General features: G+C 52.3%; 20 protein-coding genes and 1 other annotated feature (1 of these 21 running past the window's edge). Of the genes, 9 read left to right on the top strand and 11 right to left on the bottom strand.

The window, feature by feature from the left end; all coding sequences use genetic code 11:
• Positions 1-59: 59 nt before the first annotated feature.
• Positions 60-2,780, top strand: a complete 2,721-nt coding sequence (locus tag DQG23_RS11000) for a cohesin domain-containing protein (RefSeq protein WP_113030889.1) — start codon at positions 60-62, stop codon at positions 2,778-2,780.
• Between the two features lie 71 nt (positions 2,781-2,851).
• Here DQG23_RS11000 and mscL read toward each other — a convergent pair whose 3' ends face one another.
• Complete coding sequence (mscL, locus tag DQG23_RS10995; RefSeq protein ID WP_113030888.1) at positions 2,852-3,316, bottom strand: large conductance mechanosensitive channel protein MscL; 465 nt, start codon at positions 3,314-3,316, stop codon at positions 2,852-2,854.
• 331 nt (positions 3,317-3,647) lie between these two features.
• Here mscL and DQG23_RS10990 point away from each other — a divergent pair, with 331 nt between their 5' ends.
• On the top strand, positions 3,648-3,872 hold the full coding sequence (locus DQG23_RS10990) for a hypothetical protein (protein ID WP_113030887.1): 225 nt from the start codon (positions 3,648-3,650) through the stop codon (positions 3,870-3,872).
• Between the two features lie 239 nt (positions 3,873-4,111).
• Positions 4,112-5,890: a B12-binding domain-containing radical SAM protein gene (locus tag DQG23_RS10985; protein WP_113030886.1), complete on the top strand. Its 1,779-nt coding sequence runs from the start codon at positions 4,112-4,114 to the stop codon at positions 5,888-5,890.
• 256 nt (positions 5,891-6,146) lie between these two features.
• Here DQG23_RS10985 and DQG23_RS10980 read toward each other — a convergent pair whose 3' ends face one another.
• From DQG23_RS10980 to DQG23_RS10960, 5 genes are all read right to left on the bottom strand, one after another.
• Complete coding sequence (locus tag DQG23_RS10980; protein WP_113030885.1) at positions 6,147-7,298, bottom strand: Ger(x)C family spore germination protein; 1,152 nt, start codon at positions 7,296-7,298, stop codon at positions 6,147-6,149.
• Positions 7,298-8,779, bottom strand: coding sequence for a spore germination protein (locus tag DQG23_RS10975; protein WP_113030884.1), 1,482 nt, complete (start codon positions 8,777-8,779; stop codon positions 7,298-7,300). Before DQG23_RS10975 ends, DQG23_RS10980 begins: the two co-directional genes overlap by 1 nt.
• Positions 8,776-9,870, bottom strand: coding sequence for an endospore germination permease (locus DQG23_RS10970; RefSeq protein WP_113030883.1), 1,095 nt, complete (start codon positions 9,868-9,870; stop codon positions 8,776-8,778). The genes DQG23_RS10975 and DQG23_RS10970 overlap by 4 nt, the downstream gene beginning before the upstream one ends.
• Positions 9,871-10,902: 1,032 nt before the next feature.
• Positions 10,903-11,880, bottom strand: coding sequence for an N-acetylglucosamine kinase (locus DQG23_RS10965; protein WP_113030882.1), 978 nt, complete (start codon positions 11,878-11,880; stop codon positions 10,903-10,905).
• 42 nt (positions 11,881-11,922) lie between these two features.
• Positions 11,923-12,699, bottom strand: a complete 777-nt coding sequence (locus tag DQG23_RS10960) for a DeoR/GlpR family DNA-binding transcription regulator (protein ID WP_113030881.1) — start codon at positions 12,697-12,699, stop codon at positions 11,923-11,925.
• A gap of 196 nt (positions 12,700-12,895) precedes the next feature.
• On the opposite strand from DQG23_RS10960, the gene DQG23_RS10955 reads away from it, so the two are divergent.
• On the top strand, positions 12,896-13,627 hold the full coding sequence (locus DQG23_RS10955) for a sugar isomerase domain-containing protein (protein ID WP_158560403.1): 732 nt from the start codon (positions 12,896-12,898) through the stop codon (positions 13,625-13,627).
• A 298-nt stretch (positions 13,628-13,925) separates the two neighbouring features.
• A complete protein-coding gene (locus DQG23_RS10950) occupies positions 13,926-14,663 on the top strand; it encodes an SIS domain-containing protein (protein WP_113030879.1) in 738 nt (245 codons plus the stop codon).
• A 201-nt stretch (positions 14,664-14,864) separates the two neighbouring features.
• On the opposite strand, the gene DQG23_RS10945 is transcribed toward DQG23_RS10950, so the two are convergent.
• From DQG23_RS10945 to mnmL, 4 genes are all read right to left on the bottom strand, one after another.
• The gene (locus DQG23_RS10945) at positions 14,865-15,368 is read right to left on the bottom strand and encodes a DinB family protein (RefSeq protein ID WP_113030878.1); all 504 of its coding nucleotides are present in this window, start codon (positions 15,366-15,368) and stop codon (positions 14,865-14,867) included.
• A 79-nt stretch (positions 15,369-15,447) separates the two neighbouring features.
• A complete protein-coding gene (locus tag DQG23_RS10940) occupies positions 15,448-16,416 on the bottom strand; it encodes a type I phosphomannose isomerase catalytic subunit (RefSeq protein ID WP_113030877.1) in 969 nt (322 codons plus the stop codon).
• Positions 16,417-16,484: 68 nt separating this feature from the next.
• Positions 16,485-17,063, bottom strand: a complete 579-nt coding sequence (gene mnmM, locus DQG23_RS10935; RefSeq protein ID WP_113030876.1) for a tRNA 5-(aminomethyl)-2-thiouridylate-methyltransferase MnmM — start codon at positions 17,061-17,063, stop codon at positions 16,485-16,487.
• A 30-nt stretch (positions 17,064-17,093) separates the two neighbouring features.
• Positions 17,094-18,071: a tRNA modification radical SAM protein MnmL/YtqA gene (gene mnmL, locus DQG23_RS10930; protein WP_113030875.1), complete on the bottom strand. Its 978-nt coding sequence runs from the start codon at positions 18,069-18,071 to the stop codon at positions 17,094-17,096.
• Between the two features lie 254 nt (positions 18,072-18,325).
• Here mnmL and DQG23_RS10925 point away from each other — a divergent pair, with 254 nt between their 5' ends.
• From DQG23_RS10925 to trmB, 3 genes are all read left to right on the top strand, one after another.
• Positions 18,326-18,859 carry a WGxxGxxG family protein gene (locus tag DQG23_RS10925; RefSeq protein ID WP_113030874.1) on the top strand — a complete coding sequence of 178 codons (534 nt, stop codon included), beginning with the start codon at positions 18,326-18,328 and terminating at the stop codon, positions 18,857-18,859.
• Between the two features lie 145 nt (positions 18,860-19,004).
• Positions 19,005-19,208 carry a hypothetical protein gene (locus DQG23_RS10920; protein ID WP_113030873.1) on the top strand — a complete coding sequence of 68 codons (204 nt, stop codon included), beginning with the start codon at positions 19,005-19,007 and terminating at the stop codon, positions 19,206-19,208.
• A gap of 189 nt (positions 19,209-19,397) precedes the next feature.
• Entirely contained in the window at positions 19,398-20,162 is a 765-nt protein-coding gene (trmB, locus tag DQG23_RS10915; RefSeq protein WP_113030872.1) for a tRNA (guanosine(46)-N7)-methyltransferase TrmB, read from the top strand.
• A 174-nt stretch (positions 20,163-20,336) separates the two neighbouring features.
• On the opposite strand, the gene DQG23_RS10910 is transcribed toward trmB, so the two are convergent.
• Positions 20,337-20,873, bottom strand: coding sequence for a phosphatase PAP2 family protein (locus DQG23_RS10910; protein WP_420330223.1), 537 nt, complete (start codon positions 20,871-20,873; stop codon positions 20,337-20,339).
• Between the two features lie 696 nt (positions 20,874-21,569).
• On the opposite strand from DQG23_RS10910, the gene DQG23_RS10905 reads away from it, so the two are divergent.
• Positions 21,570-22,805 (top strand): glycosyltransferase family 2 protein, encoded by a 1,236-nt coding sequence (locus DQG23_RS10905; RefSeq protein ID WP_113030871.1) that lies wholly within the window; start codon positions 21,570-21,572, stop codon positions 22,803-22,805.
• Between the two features lie 346 nt (positions 22,806-23,151).
• Positions 23,152-23,182, top strand: a sequence feature (ribosomal protein L20 leader region) (it continues 107 nt past the right edge of the window).

Below are 23,182 nucleotides of genomic sequence, written 5' to 3'. Positions count from 1 at the left end.
TTGGGATATGCCGTGAAGAAATCCTTCACTTCCGGGGAAATTTGTTTAGGAGGTTTACGATGCGAAACATTCGATATAAATGGATCATGCTAGCCGTTATTTGCTGCCTGGTCGTATCCGCCTCATTTACCGCAACTCCTGCGCAAGCAAGCGCAGGAGACGGGGAGGGCGTCACATTCAAAGGAAGAACCTTCGGCGATCCGGAGAAAATTGCCACGCCGATTACGAAGGCAGGCATCTCGGGCGCGGTCGTCGGCGAAGAGGACGGGAATCCCGTATTTTATACGACAGTCAACGCCGAGCTGGCTTCGTTCCAGGTTGTGGACGTCAAGACGAATTCATTGCTCCGCAGCTTGCCGATGCAAGGCGTTCAGCAGGCTTGGGCGCATGCGGTCGCGCCGGACGGATCCGTCTATATCGGCGGGATCCGGACGTCGGGTCAAACGAAGGGGATTTTGTGGAAATATTCTCCCGAAACCAAACAGCTTGTCGAACTCGGAGAGCCGATACCGGGCGAGAAATCGATCTGGTCGTTAACGGTCGACGACAAGGGTAATGTGTATGGCGGTACGTTCCAGAACGGCAAGGTTTTCAAGTACGATCCGGTTGCCAATGCGTTTACCGACTACGGAACGATGGTTGCCGGCCAGGAGTACGTTCGCTCTATCGCTTATCATGACGGTTATATTTATGCGGGAATCGGTACGATTGGCGACGTGATCAAGCTTGGCGTAACGGAGGCTACCAAAGGATATAAACAGAGCATCGCCGCTGGTGTCCCTGCCTTGTTAGGCGTTGCCCCGGCGCAAGTGCCTTTCGCTTACGATATGGCTGCCGTCGGCGATCTTTTGCTGGTGAAATTTCAAGATAAAGACATCCTTACGCTGCTTTTCTACGATTTGAAAAATGAAATATGGCTGGATCATGTAATCGGCAAAGACACGGCAAACGGCGGTACGGGAGTCGGCGTATTCAGCTTCGCACAGCTGGTTACCCGCGATAACAAGCTTTATATTCCTGCGAACGGCCACCTGACGGAGCTCGACCTGACGACTTTTCAAGCGACTCCGATTATTAAATACGGCACTTCGTTAAGGGGCGCGGCTTGGGTTGAGTTTGACGGTCTTGCGGGGTATGAAGGGCAATCGCTGGTCTCGATGAAAGCAAACGGCGAAATCGCGATTTTTAACGTGGACGCCAAAACGGTGTTGAGCATGCCGTCCCAGCTGCAAGGCGCTCCGAATCCGATTCACAATATCGAAGTGGGACCTGACGGAAATCTGTATATGTCGGCTTATCCTGCCGGCTTGGGCGCCGTATTTAATCCGCGCACCAACAAAACGACGAATTTGACTCTGGAGCAAGCCGAAGGGATGGTTGCTTTCGGAACGGATATGTACTTAGGTGTATATCCCGGCGGTCATGTGTATAAAATCGACACGACCCAAAACACGCCGGTTGCGAAGGAAGTATTTACAATCGGCGAGGCTCAGGACCGACCTTACATCATGAAAACGATGGAAGATAAAATTATGATCGGTACGATACCGGGTTACGGCGAGCTTGGCGGCGCCCTTACGATTTTCGATCCCGCTACAGGCGATTACGAGGTGTTCCGCAATATCGTCAAAAATCAAAGTATCGTCGGCTTGGCCTATAAGGACGGTTACATTTATGGCTCAACCACTGTGCATGGCGGTCTTGGAGTTACCGCTACCGAAAAATCCGCGAAAATGTTCGTTTGGGATGTCGCGAACAAGCGCAAGGTGAAAGAGATCTCATTGGAGGATAAAATTCCGGGACTCAGCAATCCTCCGATGATCAGCGGCTTGACCGTAGGTCCGGACGGCAACATCTGGGGATCGGTGAACGGCATTTTGTTCAAAATGGATCCGGTATCCCATGACATTTTGAAATACAAAAATATGTACCCTGACATTAATAACTACGGCATGTGGCGTCCCTATCATCCTTATTGGGGCAAGGACGGCCTCTTGTACCTTGACTTGGCGGACCGCATTACCGTTATCGATCCGAAGACGTGGGAGTTTGTACGATTGTTCCCGAATAGTATGGAAGTAAAGTTTATGGCGCTTGCACAGGATGCGGACGGCAGCGAACATATTTACTTCGCCGACGCTACGGATATGGGCAGCTTGCAAAAGATTACCGTAACCGATACGGAGTACGAGCATGCGGGCAAACTGAAATTGCAAGGCCCTGCTGCAGCGGAGTTGAACGAAACGATTACGGTCGGGTTGAAGCTCGATCAAGCGAATGAGCTGTATGGCTTCAAGGCGAAGCTTCTGATCGATCCGGAACAGTGGACTGTCGAGAACGTAAAAGGCTCGGAGGACTGGGAAGCCAATGGATATCTGGCATGGTCCGTTAAAGGGAACAGCCTGACGATCGTAGGAACGCAAACGGGGGACAGAAGCTTTAACGGCAGCGATACGATCGCAGCGAATATTACGCTGAAGGCTAAGAAGGCTAACGCCGCAACCAGGCTGATCCTGTCGGGCGAGTCGGAAACGGTTCGCATCGACGGAGATGTGACGGGAGTGACGCATCGTCTTGGCGCAGACGCCGCATTGTTCGTCAAGATCGGCAAGCTTTCCGACATTACTATGGATGGAATTGTTGACGCAGACGACTTGGCTGAGATTGCCGATCATATCGGTGCTGAAATAAACGATAGCAATTATTTCATGGATCTCAATCACGACAACAAAATTGACATTGCTGACTTAGGTTTGATCGGGCTTGAAGCGCTAAAATAGAAACAACAAAAATAGCCGCTCCATGGATACTCCATGGGGCGGCTATTTTTGTTTGTTGCAGTTTAGCAAACCTAAGCCGGAGCCGATTTCCCTGTTTCTCCCGCTTCCAATTCCGCCGTGCAAAACTTGCAGCGGGTAGCTTTGATCGGAACGTCCGAAATGCAGTGCGGACAAGTTTTTGTCGTAGGAACGGCAGGGGCTTCATCCTTTTTACGGAAACGGTACAGCTGCTTGACGACCAGAAAGATGACGAAGGCTACGATTAAGAAGTCCAGCATTGTCGTAATGAACGATCCATAGTTGAATGTAGCCGCGCCGGCTTCTTTAGCCTTTTGCAACGTTTCGTATTGTTTTCCGTCCAACGCGATGAACCTGTCCGTAAAATTCACTTTGCCGAGCAGCGCACCGATCGGTGACATGATGAGATCGTTAACGATCGAAGTCACCACTTTACCGAACGCGCCCCCGATGATAACGCCGACAGCAAGATCGACCATATTGCCTTTGAATGCAAAATCCTTAAATTCCTTAAGCATGAAGCTTGACTCCTCCCACGTTGGTTATTGCTTCCCATTGTACAAAATCGGCGGCGGACGAGCAACGGGAAATTTTGCGGAGGCATAACGATTATCCGCCTAATAATGTCTATTATTACGGGAAACCCAAACCTTTCGCGTTCCCGCTTCATATTCCATGTATAGAGCCGCCATGCAAAGGAAACGCTTTATTGTAAAAAGAGACACAAAGTCGTCACCGTTTCTTCATGAAGTTTTAACTTGGCGGTAACGTAGATTTCATACTTGCACAGTAAGATAATGGTATAAGGAACGACCCAAATACTTACTATTTGAAAGGTGGTTAAACGCAATGATTTTGTTCCGGTTGGCGAAGTGGATGGAAGAACATACGCAGCTGAAACGATCGATTTCCGAGAACGAAGGAGACGTATTGCTTTTGGAGGATCAGAAGGATCAAGTGGAAGAGCAGCTTCGTGCGCAAGCGAACAAGTGGCTGGAGGAAAACACCGACCCGGCATTCCTGGCGGGCGACGATATTTCCGGCCGGCAAGCGCAGGCGGAATCGTTTTATTGATACAGTCGGATAACACATCTCGATAAACGCGCGCGTTCTTATGGAAGGCTTGGCCGTTTATCCTCATTTTATCGGAGAGCAAAACATGGAAGAGGCATGGTAATCGCCCCGCACCTAAGATGCCGGCAGCCGTTACGCTTTGTCGTTCCTTTTGATATGCCAAAAACAGCTTTTGTATTTGCCGCCTCATCCATGTAGAATAAGAGGAACCGATACTAAAGCCAAAAGAGGTTCCCTAAATGAAAGTAGTCGTCTCCACCCTAAATGCGAAATATATTCATACGTCGCTGGCGCTTCGTTATTTGAAGGCGTTCTGCGAGCATGATTTCGATATCGAAATCGCCGAGTATACGATCAAGGATCCGTTCATGAACGTCGTCTCCGACCTGTTCAAACGGAAGCCCGACGTGCTCGGCTTTTCGTGCTACATTTGGAACATTGAAGAAACGATCCAGATTATCAAAATGATCAAAAAAATTATGCCCGAGCTGCAAATCGTGCTTGGCGGGCCCGAGGTGTCGTACGATACGGAATACTGGATGCAAAGAGTTCCGGAGGTCGATTTCATCGTCATGGGCGAAGGGGAGGAAACGCTCCATCATCTGCTGACGGAAATCGGGACGACCCGTAAGTTCCATTTTGTCTATGGCGCCGCATACCGCAAAGGGGAAGAAATCATTCTCAACCCGGGCCGTCCGAAGCTGAAGCTCGACGATATTCCGTCGCCGCATTATTTTGCCGAGGATGTGCCGGCTTTGGCGAACCGTGTCGTTTATTTCGAAACGAGCCGCGGCTGTCCATTCAGCTGCCAGTTCTGTCTGTCGAGCATCGAGGTAGGGGTGCGCTATTTCGACATCGAGCGGACGAAGAAGGACATTCTGTACCTTATCGGCGCCGGGGCGAAGCTGATCAAATTCGTCGACCGGACCTTCAATATCAAGCGCGAATACGCGATGGAAATCTTTCAATTTCTGATCGATAACCATCAAGGCTGTGTTTTTCAGTTCGAAATAACGGCCGATATCATGCGTCCCGAGGTGCTGGACTTCCTTGCGGAGAACGCGCCGCCAGGCGTATTCCGGTTCGAGATCGGCGTGCAGTCGACGAACGACCAGACGAACGAAATCGTCAAGCGCCGGCAAAATTTCACCAAGCTGTCGCGTACCGTCACCACGATCAAGAACAGCCGTAAAATCGACCAGCATCTCGATCTGATCGCCGGCCTGCCGGAAGAGGATTACAACTCGTTCCGCAAAACGTTCAACGACGTGTTCGACCTTCGGCCGGAGGAGCTGCAGCTAGGCTTTCTCAAAATGCTTCGCGGCACCGGCATGCGCCTGGACGCTGAGAAGTACGGCTACAAGTTTATGGACAACGCGCCGTACGAAATCCTCGGGAACGACATTTTGCCCTTCGAGGATCTCGTCCGCATCAAACGAGTGGAGGATGTGCTCGAGAAGTATTGGAACGCACACCGGATGGATCATACGGTGCTCTTCCTGATCGAACGGGAATTCGAGTCGGCATTCGACTTTTTCCAGCAGTTCGGGGATTACTGGGAGGAGCGGGGCTGGCAAAAAATCGGGCATCAGCTCGAGGATTTGTTTTCCCGGCTGCACGGCTTCTTGTCGGATCGTGGAACTGCACGTATGGACGTGATCGAAGGGCTGATGAAGCTCGATTATTTCCTGGGACATAAATATAAGCCGCGCAAAATTTGGTGGGAATTCAAGCTCGACAAAAACGGACAGAGCAGCCTGATTCGCACGGCGGCGGAACAGCCGGCGCTTGTGCGCGGCGAGACGGATTTCGGGACGCTCGGCCTTTCGGAGGCTCAGTTGCATAAACACGCCGTCGTCGAAGTCGTACCTTTCGACTTGCAGACTTATTTGCGCGAAGGAGACATTCATACCGGCCAATCGACGGTTATGCTCGTTCTGTTCGATCCGGAGCGCGCTCCCAAGGCGCAGCTGTTTACGATGGAGCTGGCCGCTGCGACGGCAGTGCACCAGGTTTGACAGCCGAATTGCGACAGAGCACCTTGCGCCGGGAGTCGCAATGGTGCGGAATAGAGCTGTATGAGGTCATATAACGTGCCGCACACGGCGGGAAAAGCAGGAAGGACAGCTAAACGGCTGTCCTTCCTTTTTCAATTCCGGGAAGCTTTTCGGCGTTATAGCGGCCAAAGTTCACGCTTTGCGTGCTAAAAGCGTTGATTCAAATGTCGCCCGCTCCGAAACCGTCGAAGTTCCGGGCTGCACCGCTCCTTGCTCCTCACTGTACCCTCATTTTATATTTGCCGCTATGCTGCAGTTTGACCTTCACTTCGATCCGATCCAAGGAATCTTTGTCCAATGCAAAGTCGCCCTCATCCTGCATTTCATGCCACATCTTCGGATTATCCCGATATAGGCAGCTTCCCAGACCGAGAACGTCCGCTTTGATCTGAAGTCCTTTCTCGTATGTTTTTCTGATCTGGTCTTCGATCACCTTCGCGGCTCCGGCTTCGATTTCTTTCTTTGAACGATTGCGGATCAATTCGTCTACGAAAGCTTGAATCGATAGCTTAACATGGAAATAGGCCTTGCCGTTTCGAACTTCATGATGGATGCTCGGCTTCGGTTTTATCAGTACTATCGCAGCATCCGGAGAGTCATCGTCCGGAATATTGATCGGGGAACGCTGCAGCTTTTTTTGCAGCCAGCGATATCCTTCCAAATCTTGTTCGGATAGCCATCCGTTGAATTGCTGCCCGTTAAGGAAATATCCCCCGTCTATTTTGAACATTGTCCGTTCTTTCAAATCTTCGGTCCAAGAACGCTGATCGAGAGTTATGGAAGGCAGCAGGGCCGCTCCTGCGGGTTCGTTGAATTGGGCGATCATTTTATAGCCGTACAACGGCAAAATATACGAGCGCTGGGAATAAGTTTGCGCAGGCGTCGCCAGCAGCGTTTCGAGCGGGGACATGTTCAGGTTCGATTTCTGGGCAAAAATATTACGCAGCGGTTCTTTGGTTCCGTAAATCAGGATGTTGTAGCGGATTTCCCGATATCGGTTTGCCATATCGTACGCTTCTCTTACCCGGGCGCTATTTTTCAGAAACCGTTCGCTTGCGACGATCGCTTTTACATGCCCCCAAAATATTCTCAGCTGGGACGTGGCGTATATGGAATTGAACGACTCCGTCACCGTTACGCCCTCCCCTTTGCCGATCCAGGTCGGAACGTTTTTGCCAACCTCCGCCGCTTCGCCTTTGGCCACATTGGAGAAGTTGAGTACTTGAACATACGTCATATATTTACCGTTCTCGTAATCGAAGCCGACGGCGGTCACATAGGCCATATTCTGAATATCCTTCGAATTCCAGCAAGAGGTCTGCAGCAATAGGAGGACGGTGCTTGCGGCGACAAGCGCCCATTTTTTCATTAGGAATCTTCCCCTTGATGGTCCGGATCGACAGGATGAATCGGCTTCGGACGAAAACGCATTTTGCTCCATGGAAGCCGCAAGTACCCTCTAAATGCGTCCCTCATATAAAACGGCGATAGCGGGGCTAAATACGGGACGCCGAAAGACCGCAATTTGGACATATAAAACAACAGCATGATCAGCCCTAGAATGAGCCCGTACATCCCGACAATCGCTGAAACGGCAAAAATGGAAAACCGGATGACGCTGACGACGGTGCTTAGCGTCTGGTTTACAAGCGTTACTCCCATAATGGCGGTTAGTGCGCCGACGACGACGACGGAAGGCGACACGAGCCCGGCCCGGATGGCGGCATCGCCGATTACGAGAGCGCCGATAACGGTCAGCGTCTGTCCGATCGAGCTTGGCAGACGAACGCCTGCTTCCCGGAATATTTCCAGGAGGAGCAGCAGCACGAACATTTCCAATTGCGCCGACAAGGGAAGACCGAGCCTCGCTACCGAAACGGTCGCCATAAGCCGGAACGGGATCTGGTCCTGGTGAAATGCCGTGAGGGCTACCCAAAAGCCGGGAAGCAGCACGGCCAGCCAAAAGCTTACAATGCGAATAAGCCGAGCGAAACTCACGTATTGAAAACTGAAATGCACGTCCTCCGGCGATTTCAAGATCAGCCCGAAGGTTGCGGGGCCGACCAGCACCAGAGGGTTGCCGTCGATGATGATGACGAATCTCCCGGCAAGCAGGCTGCTCACGGCGAAGTCCGGCCGCCCGGAGGAATCGAGCAGCGGGAATAACGGGTATTTGGTGTCGGCGAGAGCCTCTTCCAGCTGATTGATGCTGTAAACGCCGTCGACATCGATTTTGTTTAACCGCACGCGCACTTCTTTCAATATATCCGGCGACAAAATGTCGTCGAAGTACATGAGCACGATATTCGTCCTGGTTCTTCTGCCGAGTATGAACGTTTCGGAGCAAAGCGAAGTGCTGCGAATCCGTTTGCGGATCAAGGCGACATTGACGGTGTAATCTTCCACGAAGCCGTCTTTGGGACCTTTGATGGAAATTTCGATGCTCGACTCCTCTGGGGTCCTTCCCGGACGATTGTTGATGTTCAGCCTGAAGAGGACATTCGAATGCAGGAACACAAGCACAAGATCGCCTTGGAAAACGGAGTCTACGATGTTCTCCTTGGCAATCTCCCCTTCGAAACGGACGAGCGGTAAAGGGCAGGCCGAATGTCCGTCCAGCAATGGCTGAAAACCGTTTTCCCGAAAGAGCCGATTCAGCTCCGGAAGCACGTTCGTCACGATTTGCGAGCTGTCGCATAGTCCTTCCGCGTAGATCAGCATCACATCGGAGGACGCCCCCTGTTCTTGGAAATGAAATACTTGAAGCTGCACATCCGATGATTTTTCGAACATCCTGCGCAGTGTGGATTCGGTCCAAGCCGCTACCGGTACAGGCTTATGATCGTTCATGTCAGTCCCTCCTTGGCAGGCTTGGCTATCCAAGCGATTACGGCCCACGTAACGGTCAGAAACAGGGTGACGAACAAGGAAACCTCAAGATATCTTTCGAACATATTCAGGTAAAACGTATTGTAACGGCTTATTGCTGCAGCCAAAGCGAGATAGCTTATCGTGATCGCCAAAAGAAACCGGCTGCGCGATTCGGATTTTCGGAACGGTATCAAATCGGTCAGCAGAAATTGAGCAAGGCTGATTCGCACGGTCGCTCCGGCAAGCCATTGGAAAACCGACAAAAAATCGACGTGCTCCATATAGTTTCCTATCGTCACAAGACGCCATTGCTCATACGGCGATACCATCTGCTTGGCAGACTCGAGCGGACCGAATTCCGTAATCGCTCCGACAATCGGGCCTAGCGTAATATAAACGAGCACGAGCCCGAGAAGGATAACCTGCCAGGGTCGTACCTTCTTTTTCAACTGATGCTGAAGCAGTAATAAAAGCGATAATTCGACGAAAGCGCCGCCTGAATAAAGCATGCCTTTGAAAGCCGGCTCCCAGCCATGCTCCAGAAATGGCTTTAGCAGCAGCCAATTTTTTTCAGACGTATTGGCTATCGACACGAAATAACCCAGGCAGACGACCGCGGGTAGCAAAATACCGGCCCCTATCGCAATGGTGTTAATACCGTATTTGGCCGAAAAATGGCAGACGATAACCAGAATGATGACCAGAACAAATTGGGGCGTGGCGGGTAAATAATTGGATACGGTCCATAGCGACGTCTGGATGATCGTCATGCCGCCGATCATATACAATTGCAAGATCACCGGCGCAAGCATCAGCCACGAGAGCAGGGGGGAGGTTCGTTCGGCAAGCCACGGCTGCAGCTTTTGCCTGCCGGATTTATTCATAATATAGACAAGCAGGACGCACCAAGGGACGTACGGCACCGCGGTAAGCAAAACGGATATCCAAGCGTCTCTTCCGGAAGCGTCGAGCAGCATCGGATTTACGATGACGTGGCTTAACAGCCCGTTGAACAGCATGATGATCATAAATACTTGCAGGAAGCTGACTTGACCGGTTGAATTGTTCATAGCATCCTCATTCTCATCTTGGCATGTCCAAAACGATTAATTGAGTAGTAGGGTTACCCGGATTCCCAAAATTATGCATGGGGAGGGGCAGTAGGAGGGATGCCACGGCACATTGCCTTCCTCCGCTACGTTCTCCCTGGTTACTCCTGTACCTCCATGATGCCCCGGCACAACCTTTCTTCTCCCGCCTCCGTAAGATCCCGCTCTCGCAATGTGATTTTGCCGAATTGGAGCAGGGATATCCCCCTTATCTGCCTCTCCAGTCCGATAAAACCCGCTTACAGTACGGTTTTTACGAGCTACCTAAGAAAACCCTTACGCCAATTGGGCGAAATCGGACTCCAGCGTAACGCCGCGCTTTCTCCTAGTCTCTAAGTGGGTTAAATCGGACTCCAACAGCTCCCACTGTCTATTGGTAGGCGTTTATGAGCACGCCGCTATATTGTCGGATAAACGGAGGGGACTGCAGGCGCTTAACTTTACAACTTTGGCTGTAAAGGGTGCACTTCTTTTATAGGCCGTATGGACAAGCTATCGTCAAAGCTTCATCTTCTTCATATTTATAATCGCCTAGACGGCGTTATGCGACAGGGTTTGTGAATGGGGCTAATGAGACAGCGTTTCTGTATCCCGTTGATAGTTGAGGGCAAGGAAGTCAGTGAGGAGGGGCGAGGTAAGTGCAAGGAGATCAGGCGTTTCTTAAATAGCCGGTTTATGACGAGAGGGGTTACTAAAGTAAGGCGGAGGTTACTGAAACTCGCCGGTTGACGGCATGTATGGGAAATAATGAGGAGAAGGCAACTAATAGAGAAGCTGGGGTTATCAAAATTGCCGGCAAGATACTCGCCTAAGTATGCCTTGAAGCCCGTGTAAATAAAGCCCAGCCTTCCTTCGAAAACGGAGCCGCTAACCCTAGGGACCTGACGGTTTCGCCGAGATGCTCGGGAGAACGGTTGTCCGTTCCACCCAAGCATGTCTTCTCATGTGTTTTTTTGAGCGGCGGAGCCGTTCGCACGTTGCCGCCCAAACAGACTACTGAGGCAAACGATAAAGAAACGGCGACAGCCTTTCCTTGAGCAGGTCGATGTTTTCCTTAACGGGGAAGCCGCGGTGCATCAAGCCCAGCAGGATGCCGCCGGCCACCGGCTCAAACAGAGGAGCGACGACATCCACCGAAGGATGCGCCCTCTCGACACACTCGGCGAAGGTGCTGAATACGATTGGATGCGCTTTCCATACGCCGCCTGCAATGCTCGCTTTAAATGGGTTCGGAAGCTCATCGCCGAGCTTGCTCAACAGGCCGTTCATTTGATAAGCGAGGCTTTCGCCGGCTTTCCGCAAAATTTCGGCCGCGACCGGATCGCCGCCCGCCGCGCAATGGCCGACACTCCGGCATAGCGAGGAGATGAAGGATCTTTGCCTGCCGCGGGGCAGCGAGATGATTTCATAGATGTGCGAAAGCTTCCATTCTCCCAACCGTTCATTGATGCTCTCGAAGAGTGGGGTGGAGGGCTCGGTGCCGTCCAAAACGCGGGTGTAAGCGATTAACGCTTGACGTCCGATATCGTAGCCGGAGCCTTCGTCTCCGAACAGGGAGCCATGTCCGCCGGCCCGCTTCGAAACCGTCTCGGTCTTGAGGTGCACGAACGAGCCGGTGCCGGCAAGCGCCAAAGCTCCGTATTCCTCCTGGATGGCGGCGTACAAAGATAAAGTGAATTCGCCGACCTCCCTCAGGTCGACCTGCCCGCCCAGCTTGTCATGAACGGCCGGACGCGGGTTCGCCGGCATCGCGCAATATACGGTGCCGATGTCGGATGCATCGGCGGAGCCTTTCGAGCTTTCCAAGGCTTCGACGATGGCTGCGGAAACGGATTCGTTCACTTCCTCGGGGGTATTAAACGAGCCGTTGGCGGAGCCGCCCGTTCCCGTCCCAAGCAAGTTGCCTTCTTCATCGGCGATCAGGCACAGCACCTTGGTCCCCCCGCCGTCAATCGACATAATCTTACGCATGAGTTCCTCCCGGAAGCGGGATATCCGACTATCGTCATGCTGCTAGGCTTGTTCGGTCTCATCTGCGATATAAAGACGGATTCCCTTCTGATCGAATATTTCTAGAAATTCGGGATCGGGCAGCCGGTCCGTAATGACCGTGCTAATCGAGGCAAATCCGATAATTTCAAAAAGGCAGCGGCTATTCGAAAATTTGCTGTGATCCGCAAGGATGATCGATTCCGTGGAGGCTTCCATCATTTTTTTGCGTATGGCCGCATTCATCATATGATCGTCGCGCAGCCCTTCCGGATGGATCGCCTTCGGCGTTATGAATGCTTTGGTCGCCCGCAGCCGGCCGACGATTTCTTCGGCGAAGGGGCCGACGAACGATTGAGACAACGGATTCAAGGTGCCGGGAATGCCGATCAATGTGCCTTCCTCGTAAGCTTTGAACAATTCGAAAACGGGAATCGAGTTGCTGATAACCGTTACATTGCGCAAGCTTTCCTTGATTTGCAGAGCCAAGTGCCATGCGGTCGAGCTCGCGTCCACGAAAATGCTTTCGCCTTCTTTGATAAGCGAGACGGCTTTTTTGGCGATCGCCGTTTTGTTTTCGCTAAGCATGAGGGTCAACGATTGAAAAGGGCTGCTTTCGATTTCTTTCGAAGCGGCGCCGCCAAAATTCCGTTCGATTTTACCGGCCTGCTCCAAGGTCCGCAAGTCTGTGCGAATCGTAACCTCCGAAACGTTAAACAGCCGGCTCAATTCGGCTACCTGTACAAACCCTTTCTCTTCAACCAACTTCGTTATTTCCGCGTGACGTTGTTTAGCTAGCATGTATTCGAGCAACCTCCGGATTGAACTTTCTATCTTCCACTAATATAAACGATTCGTCTTTTGCTTTACAACCTTTTTATCGTAAACGAACTTTCGAATTTTTGTGTTGACAGCTGAGTTAACTTGAAAATATAATCAATACGAAAATATAAGAAAGTTATAATTTTCGATTACTTTCGAAGGGCTGGTGTTTTTCTTGCTTAAAGAAAAGTTTTTTGAAAGCCTGAAGCAGCTGATTGCTACGATCGAAGAGAAACAAAACGATGGAATCACGAAAGCCGCACAAGTCATTGCGGATGCGATGGCCGACGGGAAGTGCGTACATATTTACGACACCGGCCACATGCTCAACAGCGAGCTGCTTAATCGCGCAGGAGGGCTTACCGCTTTTAGAGCGCTGAATATTAGTCTGCATGTGGACGATAACGTCCGCAAACGTCCGCGGGATCCAGGCGTGGATCGCAGCATGGCGGGGCTGATGCATTTTGCGCTGAAACAAAGCAACGTTCATCCAGGCGATGTGCTGGTTATCGGCAGCGTTTCCGGCAAATCGGTTTCACCGGTCGATCTTGCTATTGCAGCGAAGGAATTCGGCGCCTATGTAATCGCCATGACGAGCGTCGAATATTCCTCCCAGCTGAAAAGCGAGCATCCGACCGGCAAGAGGCTGTTCGAGGCGGCGGATCTTGTGCTGGACAACTGCGCGCCTCCGCTTGATGCGATGGTCGAAGTGCCTGGGCAGGATATTGCAATTTGTCCGGCCTCCGGAATTTCGGCGGCGACGATCATGTGGGCGGTCAAGGCGCAGGTCGTAGAGCTTCTGCTGGAGAAAAACAAGAAGCCTTCGATTCTGAAATCGATCAATAATCCGGGCAGCGACGTCTTCAATGAAGAGGTATACCGCAGATACGAAGAGACGGGCTGCTGATCTCGGTCGCAGACGAGCCGCTCGGCCGGCAGCAACGTGGCTTAGCTCCATGCTCATGAACCGGGCGTCACGCTGCATGACAACGTCCGGTTGCGGACGAGCCGCTCGGCCATGAGCATTGTGGCTTTGCTCCATGCTCATGAACCGAGCGTCACGCTGCATGACAACGTCCGGTAGCGAATGAGCCGCATCGGCCGGCAGCAACGTGGGTTTGCTCCATGCTCATGAACCGGGCGTCACGGTGCATGACGGCGCTCGGTTCGCGAGCGAAGCAATTCAGGTGAAAGGAGGAACGTCCATGCAAATTGACCGTTACTTCTCGATCGTACAAGAAACGCTGAACGAGGCGCTGCGAAACGGCAAGGAATCGATGGTGCAAGCGGCTCGCTTGTTCGCGGATACGGTCGCTTCCGGCAGCACGATTTATATTACCGGCTGCAGCCACTCCAGTATTTTTGCCCAGGAGGTGTTCTACCGCGCCGGCGGATTTATGCTTATGAATCCGATTTTCTTGCCGGGGATGACGCTCGAAACGCCTCCGGTGACGCGAACGACGAAGCTTGAGCGGCTTCCGGGCTATGCCGAAATCATTATGTCCGAAACTCCGGTCAAGCAGGGCGACACGATCGTCATCGCTTCGGTATCGGGGAGGAACGACGTTCCGGTGGAAATAGCGCTATGGGCGCGCGAGCACGGCGTAAAGGTTGTTGCGCTTACCTCGGTCGTTTATTCGCAAAGCGTGCAAAGCCGTCACAAGAGCGGACAGCGGCTGATGGAGCTTGCAGACTGCGTGCTTGACGTCATGTCCCCGCCCGGCGACGCCGCTCTGGACATTCCGGGGCTGCCTGTCCGAACGGCTCCTACGTCTACGGTGATCGGAGTGACCATGCTGCATGCCGTTATCTCCGAGACGATCCAGCTGCTGCTGGAACAGGGATTCGAGCCGCCGGTGTTCCTGTCCGCGAATTTAGACGGCGCTGACGAGAAAAACCGGCAAATGCTGGAGCAGTATAAAGACCGGATTCATTATATGTAACGAGAAACATGCGTACCAACGTCAAAAGCCGCCGAACGAGGATATCCTTGTCCGGCGGCTTTTTTCGTGCTTTTATCGGAAAGTAAAGCGTAGGAGTGGCTCTAAAACCCGGTAAACGCGCAGTCCTTAAAGGACGGCGTAACCGTTTATCCTTGATGTTATTGGAAAGTTTTAACCGGCCATGAGCATAGAAAATATGCTTTACAGCGCCGGAGGCTCCGCGCCCATCAATGACCATTCGTCGCGGGAGGGTCCGTAAACGCCCGGTACCTTCAATCCGGCTTGGCGCATCAGTACGGTCATTTGTCCGCGGTGATGCGTTTGATGGCTGATCAGAATAGACAGCGTCAAGCCATTCAGCCAAGAGTCGCCGTACATGTCGCTCTCCTTAAGAAGGGAAGCGTCCGTCCATTGGCTTTCGATGGCGGCGATCATGGCCGCGCTTGTTTGCCTGTAGGTATCCGCAATTGTTTTTGCGGAAGCGGGAACGGGTGCATTGTCCTCAGGCGCTTCGAAGCGGAGTCCCGTGCGGGACAACATTTCGTGCAGCGTAATCACGAGGTGCCATGCGATGCGTCCGAGCGTACGGTCCTCCGAAGAAACTTCCTGCGCAAGCGATTCGTCTGTCAGCGCATCGAATATTTTTTGTGTGGAACCTGCTTCGTGATGCCAATTTTGTACAAAATCGCCGATCTTTAAGAACATATCCCAATCTCCCTTCCAAAATGGTATTTATGTATGATGCCCCGGTTAAAGGGCTCATCACCAAAGTAACGTTCGCTGCTTACGGGATGTAGCTGCGCAATAGTGTTGCCTCTCCCGATAGCCGGTATTCGCTGGAGCCCGCTGGCAGCAGGAAACAGTCGCCTGTCCGCAGAGCTAGCTTATGCTCTCCCCAATGAAGCGTTCCTGTGCCGTCGCAGACGACAAGCAGCGTAAAGCTCTCGCTGTTTGCGGCAAGGCTCCATTCGGTTTCAAGGCGACCCTTTTCCACGATGAAATAAGGGGATGCCGCGAGCTGAAGCCATTCGTTCGAGCGCTCCAGCTCCGTCGTCATACGCGTGGCTCCCGAGCCTTCGTATGCGATGACGTTCAGCGAATCCTCGATATGCAGATCGCGCGGTTTGCCGTCCAGTCCCGGACGGTCGTAATCGTACAGCCGATAAGTCGTATCGGAGTTTTGCTGAATTTCGGCGACGAGCACGCCCGAACACAGAGCATGAACCGTTCCTGCCGGAATATAGAAGGAATCGCCGGCCGCCACGGGCACTTCCTGCATGCAATCCATGATCCGGTTATTTTGGATGGCTTCGGCCAGCGTCTCGCGCGTGATGTCCGGGCGAAGGCCGTAAATGATTTTTGCGCCGGGCTTGGCGTCCAAAATGTACCACATTTCCGTTTTGCCGAGCTCGCCCTCGGGCAGGCGGTCGTATAAGTCGTTCGGATGAACCTGAACGGACAAGTCGTCCTGGCAGTCAAGAAGCTTCAATAAAAGCGGGAACCTGCCCGTTTTCTCGGAATAGCCCTTAGCCCCGAAAAACGCCTTGCCATGCCGTTCTCTGACTTCGTCAAGACCGAGGCCGGCCAGTTCGCCGTTCACGACCTTCGTCGTGCCGTTCGGATGATCCCCGATCATCCAGCCTTCGCCGATCGGACGGCCGGGCGGCAGCTCGAAGCCGAACTGCTCGAGCGCTCTTCCACCCCAGACGCGTTCTTTAAATTCCGGTTGAAATTTCAAAGGATAAGATTTCATTATTAGTACCTGCTTTCTGCGAGTATGATGAAGTTTTGTGCAATGAACAATCGCCGGCGTTTTCCGTTTCAGCGTTTCTCAATGGCAATGACATACGGAGGATTGTTTTGCTGGTTGAGAAAACGGTAGCATAACGCCTGAAAGTCGCGCTGCGGAAGCTGCTCGGCCCAAGCTTGTACCGCTTCCGCCTCCTCGGCGCCGCCATCGTGGCCCGGATAAAGCACGACGGTTACGATTCCGCCTTTGCGCAGGGCGGATAAAGCGGCATCGAGGGCGGGCAGGGTAGTGCCGATCGTTGTAATCGTTGCATGATCGCCTCCTGGCAAATAGCCGAGGTTGAACATGACGGCGCCGATTTTGCCGTGCGAGGCGCCGTCGATATGCTGAAGCATCCGTTCATGTGAATCGCATACGAGCGTAACGGCCTCCGCTCCTGAAATCCCCGAATCGTCCAGCCTTTCCCGTGTTCTGGCAAGCGCCGTTTCTTGTATATCGAAGCCGTAAACGCGTCCCGATCCGCCAACCAGCTTCGCCAGAAAAAGCGTATCCACACCGTTGCCGGCCGTCGCGTCGACAGCGGTATCCCCTGCTCGCAGCCGTTCCTCGACCAGCTTGTGCGCACAGCTTAATACGGACAAAAATCCCATCCTGTAACCTCCGAATAATACGCTAATTGCTTAAGGCGCCCATGTCACAAGCTGTTCTTGCGGCGTCCACAGCTTGCCTTGCCACGTATTGCGGCTTTTCAATTCATTGTCGATCGCATTGAGTACTTCCCATTTCTTCAGGCTCCACATCGGACCGATCAGAAGGTCGCGCGGCGCATCGCCGGTCAGCCGGTGAACGATCATTTCCGGCGGCAGCAGCTCCAGCGTGTCGACGATGAGCTTGACGTATTCGTCCTGCTCGAGAAAACGCAGCAAGCCCGCCTCGTATTGCTTGACCATCGGCGTTTTGCGCATCAGGTGCAGCAGATGGATCTTGATGCCCTGAACGTCCATACGGGCTACCGCTTTGCCCGTTTCCATCATCATGTCATGCGTTTCCTGCGGCAGCCCGTAGATGATGTGCGCGCAGGTGCGGATATTATGCTTACGCAGTTTCTCGACTGCGTCCAGGTAGCACTGCGTATCGTGGGCGCGATTGATCAGCTCCGAAGTCGATTCGTGCACGGTCTGCAGGCCCATTTCCACCCATAAATACGTACGTTCGTTCAGCTCGGCAAGGTACTCGACGACATCGTCCGGCAAACAATCGGGCCGCGTGGCGATGGACAGCCCGACTACCCCCGGCTGCTGCAAAATAAGCTCATAATATTCGCGCAGCTCTTCCACCGGAGCGTACGTATTCGTATAGGCCTGGAAGTAGCCGATATATTTGGCTTCCGGCCATTTCAAGTGCTGAAGATCCCTAATGCTGTTAAATTGCGTGACGAGATCGTCTCTCCGGCTTCCGGCAAAATCCCCTGATCCGCGCGCGCTGCAAAAGGTGCAGCCCCCCTTGGCAATGCTGCCGTCACGGTTGGGACATGTGAAGCCGGCATCGAGCATAACCTTGAACACTTTGGTTTGAAACTGTCCGCGCATTTCGTAATTCCAGGTGTGAAACCGTTTATCCCCCCAAAGCAGAGGCTGTGGTTCGCTTGTTTGCAGCATGTCGTACTTCCTTTCCAATCCTAACTTCATTATATAAAACTTGCTTGGACTTCATAAGCCGCTAAGCGCCAGGAACCCGTTCGTTCAATACAGATAAGCGTTCCATTAGTTATTTTAGCGAAAAACAGCTTAAAAAGCGACTTTTCCGACTTCATTGCGGCTTCCAAAAACAACGGCGGTTATTTTCATGATGGCGGACAACAATAACGGTGCGGCGTTCTAAAATACTTCCTAATAGAAAGGGGAATATTGGCTTGAAAAAGCTTCAATTGATGAGTGCAGCCCTTATCATTTTAACTATGCTGGCGGGTCCGCAGGCCGTTCAGGCGCATACCGGTACGAATACGGGAAAAGATACGGGGGCGGATACCGGAATGAACTTAATGGGCGAGCCGTCGACATCTGTCGGTACGCCTGCGCCGGGCAACCCTCCGGGCAATTCGCAAATGCTGAACCGGACGAATCCGGATACGGGAATTTATAGCAACACCGGCAATGTTTACGATACGACCCGCGTTCACGGCCCGAATCCGACCGTAACGCCGAATACGTACCGGATGCAGTCGACGACCACGCTTGATCCGAATATGGGCAAAACAGCCCCGTATCCGACCGTTAACACGCCAAAGCCCAACAATTACGGCATCGGCAAATATAATATGAACGGCTACCAGATGCGGGCGGCCGCCAACCGAAACAATATAAACTGGGGCTGGCTCGGCCTTCTCGGTCTGTTTGGTCTCGCAGGCTTGCGGAGCCGCGGACGGGATCGGGACGAGGCGAAATAAAGGCAGCGGAAAACCTTGTATTTTTGCTATCCGTGACTTGCAAAACCTAACATGATGTGTTAAATTGGAAGTGAGCAAAATCAAGGGTTTCCAGCCAATACACACCAGAATCCGACGTTCTAAATTAACCGACGAGGTGAGTGCGATGAATACCCAGGTTCACATTCCGCAAGATGAGCAAATGATTACGGTAAAGCTTTCTATTAAAGAGGCCATCGCGTTAAGCGGCGTTCGTTTCAATCAGCAGCCGAGTTTGGCGGTCGACGCCAGGAAGAAGCTGAGGAAAGCGCTGGAGCACGAAATGCTTCCCGAATCCGACAAAATTCATTATCACGCATTAGACATGTAGCCTGGGCGCGCTCCCGTTCACTTTCAAGAGGTTTAGACATCGAATCTTGGTATGGATGCGGATCATGCCGAATATCGGAATAAGCATATGAAGGAAACTCTGCCATGAACGGCGGGGTTTCTTTTTTGCTGCGGACAGTTGTATAATCGAACTGGTTTGTTACGTTGGAACGAAATGTGGGGGATCGTTGTGCGACTGCGCGGAAGAAAAGGAATACGTGAAAATATCGAAAGCCAGCCTGAGCTAGTTGTCTTGAGTCCGCAGGACTATAAGGGGAAGTGGTTGTCGTTTTTTGGAAACGATAATCCGATACATGTTGAGCTGGGCATGGGCAAAGGAAAGTTCATCAGCGAGATGAGCCGCAATAATCCGCAATACAATTATATCGGTGTGGACATGTACGACGAACTCATGCGCAAAGCGAGCGCGAAGGCGCGTGCGGCGCACGGCATAGAGGAAGGCAAGCTGCCGAATTTGGCGCTGGCTTTATTTAATATCGAGAAGCTCGAGGACGTATTCGCGCCGGACGAGCTTTCGCGGGTGTATTTGAATTTCAGCGACCCGTGGCCGAAGAAAAAGCACGCGAGACGCAGACTGACTCACTCGAATTTTGTTAACAAGTATAAAAACGTGCTGAATGCCGAAGGCGAAATCCATTTCAAAACGGATTCCCGTTCGCTGTTCGAATTTTCGCTGAATTCAATCGCCGATATGGGACTTCGCATGCGCAACATTTCGCTGGATCTGCATGCGGAGGAACGCCGTCAAGATCTCGTGCTGACCGAATACGAAACGAAATTCGCCGACAGAGGGATGCCGATATACCGGTTGGAGGTTGTGATCGGACAGTCGGCGTACGACCGGCACCTACGGGCTCTCGAGGAATCGGACAAGCGCCAAGCGGTTGACGCAGATACGGATACGGACGAGGATACCGAGCAAAACGATGATTAATAACAAATGCCGTCATCCGGCTAAGGATGGCGGCATTTTGTTAAATATAAGGAATTTAATGTTTCACGTATCAAGTGCTTATGTTCAACGGTAAACGCGCCTGTCCTTAGCTTACGAAGTCGCTTTCTTCGAAAGCGTTTAGGACGGCGAAGCTGTTTATCCTTGCTCGTAAGGCTAACCGATCAGTATAGCGGCAAGCAGGGCGGTGAGGGAGCCGATCGCCGCACCGGCGGCGCAATCGGAAGGATAATGCAGCCCCAAATAAACGCGGGATAGGGCTACCAGGCAGGCTGCCGGGATTAGAATGAAGCCCAGCGCCGGGGCGAATAGGACGAAAGGCACGGTTACGGAAAAAATGGCCGTCGAATGTCCGGAAGGAAAAGAATGGTCTTTTAGCGGATTGCGGCAAATGTTCGTATTTTCCAGTACCATATAGGGCCGAAGTCTAGGGTACTTTTTCTTGATGACGGCGACGGGCAGATGACTTGCGGCGAGTGCGGCGGCGCTTTGCCATGCGGTAATCCGCCAATCTCCCGATGCGAATAAGGCGATCGCGAGCGTCGCGATGATCGTAGCGGAAGCCCCGCCCAAATGCGTCAGCCGGTTGAACAAATAATCGAGCGCGGGGTGGCGGCTTTTGTTGTTTACGAGACGAAACAGCTTCGTTTCATAATGCTGCAGCCAATGAATGACGCGGCTAATGGTAACCACTCCCCCGTTAAGGAAGACGACCTCCGAAGGCCTCTCCCAAATCTTAAATTTTTCTAAAATATGATCGGTATATGCTCCATCATAGCCCATGAATGTTATGGCAGTGTCAAGCCGCTGCAAAGCTTTTGTACACCGATTATTCCCTGGTGCACCGCGGTTTTTTGGAGCAAGCCGTCAGCTGGACAGCGGGTTTGGCTCGTCACCCGACGGACACTTAATCGGTTTTGCCCGCGAAAGTGTATAAGGAGCCGGGCTGCAACCTTTCGCTTGCCCGTTTCGTACAAGGTTATGTGCCGACGATGGAACGGAGGACACATTTTTGCGCATTGGGGATAGCTTCCGCCGCTTCTCGGGAATCCTAGAACAGAAACGTCTGCCCGCCACCGTAACGAATTCGTTCGTGATGTTGTCATTTGTTTTGTCCACATGAGTTGATTATAATAATACCGGATCATGAAAATTGATGAAAACGCGGCTTAAACGAGACTGTACGCAAGATCTTCCGCTAAAGTACGATTGTTTTCACGGGATTACAGCCGATCCGGCGTTCCATCGCCTTTACAGGGTTTTGACAAATCGCCCTAAACAAGGGAAAATCAATCTCGGCGTTATTTTCATTTTGCGTTTTCATAACATGACAAACCGGATCATCCTATACAGAGAGAAAAGGGTAAAAGAAAAAAAGGGGGTTTTTGCATGTTGGACAACATTTTCTTCGTCCTGCAGATCGTGCTTGCTTCCATCGGAGTGTACCAGCTGTTCATGACATTTTTTGGATGGTACCGGAACAAAAGGAAAGCGCAGTTCGAACCGCAGAAGTCATTCGCCATTCTGGTGGCCGCTCACAACGAGGAACAAGTCGTCGGCGCGCTGCTCGAAAACCTGAAAAAACTTGATTATCCGAAAGAGCTTTACGACGTATTCGTTATTTGCGACAACTGTACGGACAAGACGGCGGAAATTTCCCGCAGTCACGGCGTTTATGCCTACGAGCGCCATAACAAAAACCTGAGAGGCAAAGGCTATGCCATCGAATGGATGCTGAAGGAGCTGTGGAAGCTTCCGCGTACATACGACGCAGTCGTCATGTTTGACGCCGATAACCTGGTTAACGACGATTACCTGCGCCATATGAACAACGACCTGTGCTCGGGCTCGAAAGTTATCCAAGCTTATCTCGATACGAAAAATCCGCATGATTCGTGGATTACGTCCGCATACGCCATCACTTACTGGTACTGCAACCGTCTGTGGCAGCTGCCGCGCACGAACCTGAAGCTGGCCAGCTACCTGGGCGGCACGGGCATGTGCTTCGATTCGGCGCTGCTGAAGGAAATGGGCTGGGGCGCAACTAGCCTGGTCGAGGACTTGGAGTTTACGATGCGCTGCGTACAGCGCGGCGTGAATCCGGTGTTCAATTACGACGCCAAAGTGTACGACGAGAAGCCTCTTACGTTCTCAGCATCCGCAAGACAACGTCTGCGCTGGATGCAGGGTCATTTCGACGTAGCAAGACGGTATTTCTTCCCGTTGCTGTGGCAAGGCATCAAAGAGCGCAGCTGGGCGAAAATCGATACGGCGATTTATGCAGCCAACGTTTATAACTTGTTCGTCAGCTCGATCGTCAGTATTATTCTGTGGATCGATGTAGCGTTCCCGGGCGCTCCGGTATTCAAGTCGCTGTTCCAGGTATCGCCGTTCTTGTTCATGTTCGTTTCCGTGGCAAGCTACGTGCAGTTCCCGTTAGCGCTGATTATCGAAAAAGCGCCGCTGAAAACTTGGCGTTACCTGCTGCTGTATCCGGTGTTCCTGCTTTCCTGGTGGCCGATTACGTTTTATGCGTTCTTCACGCAGAACAACAAGCAATGGAGCCATACGAAGCATACCCGCGTAATCCGTCTCGAAGACGTGAAAACGAAGCAAGCGAGCTAAATTCAAAACTGCCGAACTGCCGGTCTTGTGCCGGTAGTTTTTTTATTTCATAGTGTGCGGCAGGCAGCCGGTTCGGCGCGGAGTCGCGCTTAGGGCGGCTTAGGTGAAGAAAAGGCCACTGTTAGGGAGGCTTCCTTGTTAGCGCCCCGGAGCCGCTTTCTAGCGCTTAGTTGGGCAAACCATGCTGCGCACACATAACGGATCGCGACGCCTGCTGCTTCATAGCCTGCGGACACCCTGCCGGCGCTTCTGCGCGTCCTGCCGATAATCGCGGCAAGCCAGGCGAATATTTTGCGATTGCAGCAGTTGACAATGCGAAGCAAGGATGGTAAACTGTTTCAGTACTTACGAAAAGCAGAAGCGCCCGCTTCTCACCT

Origin of the sequence: Paenibacillus contaminans, from assembly GCF_003285015.1 — a bacterium.
In the GTDB taxonomy this organism is placed as follows: domain Bacteria; phylum Bacillota; class Bacilli; order Paenibacillales; family NBRC-103111; genus Paenibacillus_V; species Paenibacillus_V contaminans.
The sequence above is the reverse complement of the archived record's forward strand: the minus strand, read 5'-3'. Positions and strand labels throughout refer to the sequence as shown.

Excerpts from the sequence above, each read along its gene's own strand:
- DQG23_RS10920 (WP_113030873.1), top strand. The coding sequence starts at position 19,005 with ATGAATACCCAGGTTCACATTCCGCAAGATGAGCAAATGATTACGGTA.
- DQG23_RS10945 (WP_113030878.1), bottom strand. The coding sequence starts at position 15,368 with ATGTTCTTAAAGATCGGCGATTTTGTACAAAATTGGCATCACGAAGCA.
- mnmM (WP_113030876.1), bottom strand. The coding sequence starts at position 17,063 with ATGGGATTTTTGTCCGTATTAAGCTGTGCGCACAAGCTGGTCGAGGAA.
- DQG23_RS10905 (WP_113030871.1), top strand. The coding sequence starts at position 21,570 with ATGTTGGACAACATTTTCTTCGTCCTGCAGATCGTGCTTGCTTCCATC.
- DQG23_RS10985 (WP_113030886.1), top strand. The coding sequence starts at position 4,112 with ATGAAAGTAGTCGTCTCCACCCTAAATGCGAAATATATTCATACGTCG.
- DQG23_RS10975 (WP_113030884.1), bottom strand. The coding sequence starts at position 8,779 with ATGAACGATCATAAGCCTGTACCGGTAGCGGCTTGGACCGAATCCACA.
- DQG23_RS10950 (WP_113030879.1), top strand. The coding sequence starts at position 13,926 with ATGCAAATTGACCGTTACTTCTCGATCGTACAAGAAACGCTGAACGAG.
- DQG23_RS10965 (WP_113030882.1), bottom strand. The coding sequence starts at position 11,880 with ATGCGTAAGATTATGTCGATTGACGGCGGGGGGACCAAGGTGCTGTGC.
- DQG23_RS10970 (WP_113030883.1), bottom strand. The coding sequence starts at position 9,870 with ATGAACAATTCAACCGGTCAAGTCAGCTTCCTGCAAGTATTTATGATC.
- DQG23_RS10990 (WP_113030887.1), top strand. The coding sequence starts at position 3,648 with ATGATTTTGTTCCGGTTGGCGAAGTGGATGGAAGAACATACGCAGCTG.
- mscL (WP_113030888.1), bottom strand. The coding sequence starts at position 3,316 with ATGCTTAAGGAATTTAAGGATTTTGCATTCAAAGGCAATATGGTCGAT.
- DQG23_RS10940 (WP_113030877.1), bottom strand. The coding sequence starts at position 16,416 with ATGAAATCTTATCCTTTGAAATTTCAACCGGAATTTAAAGAACGCGTC.
- DQG23_RS10980 (WP_113030885.1), bottom strand. The coding sequence starts at position 7,298 with ATGAAAAAATGGGCGCTTGTCGCCGCAAGCACCGTCCTCCTATTGCTG.
- mnmL (WP_113030875.1), bottom strand. The coding sequence starts at position 18,071 with ATGCTGCAAACAAGCGAACCACAGCCTCTGCTTTGGGGGGATAAACGG.
- DQG23_RS10960 (WP_113030881.1), bottom strand. The coding sequence starts at position 12,699 with ATGCTAGCTAAACAACGTCACGCGGAAATAACGAAGTTGGTTGAAGAG.
- DQG23_RS11000 (WP_113030889.1), top strand. The coding sequence starts at position 60 with ATGCGAAACATTCGATATAAATGGATCATGCTAGCCGTTATTTGCTGC.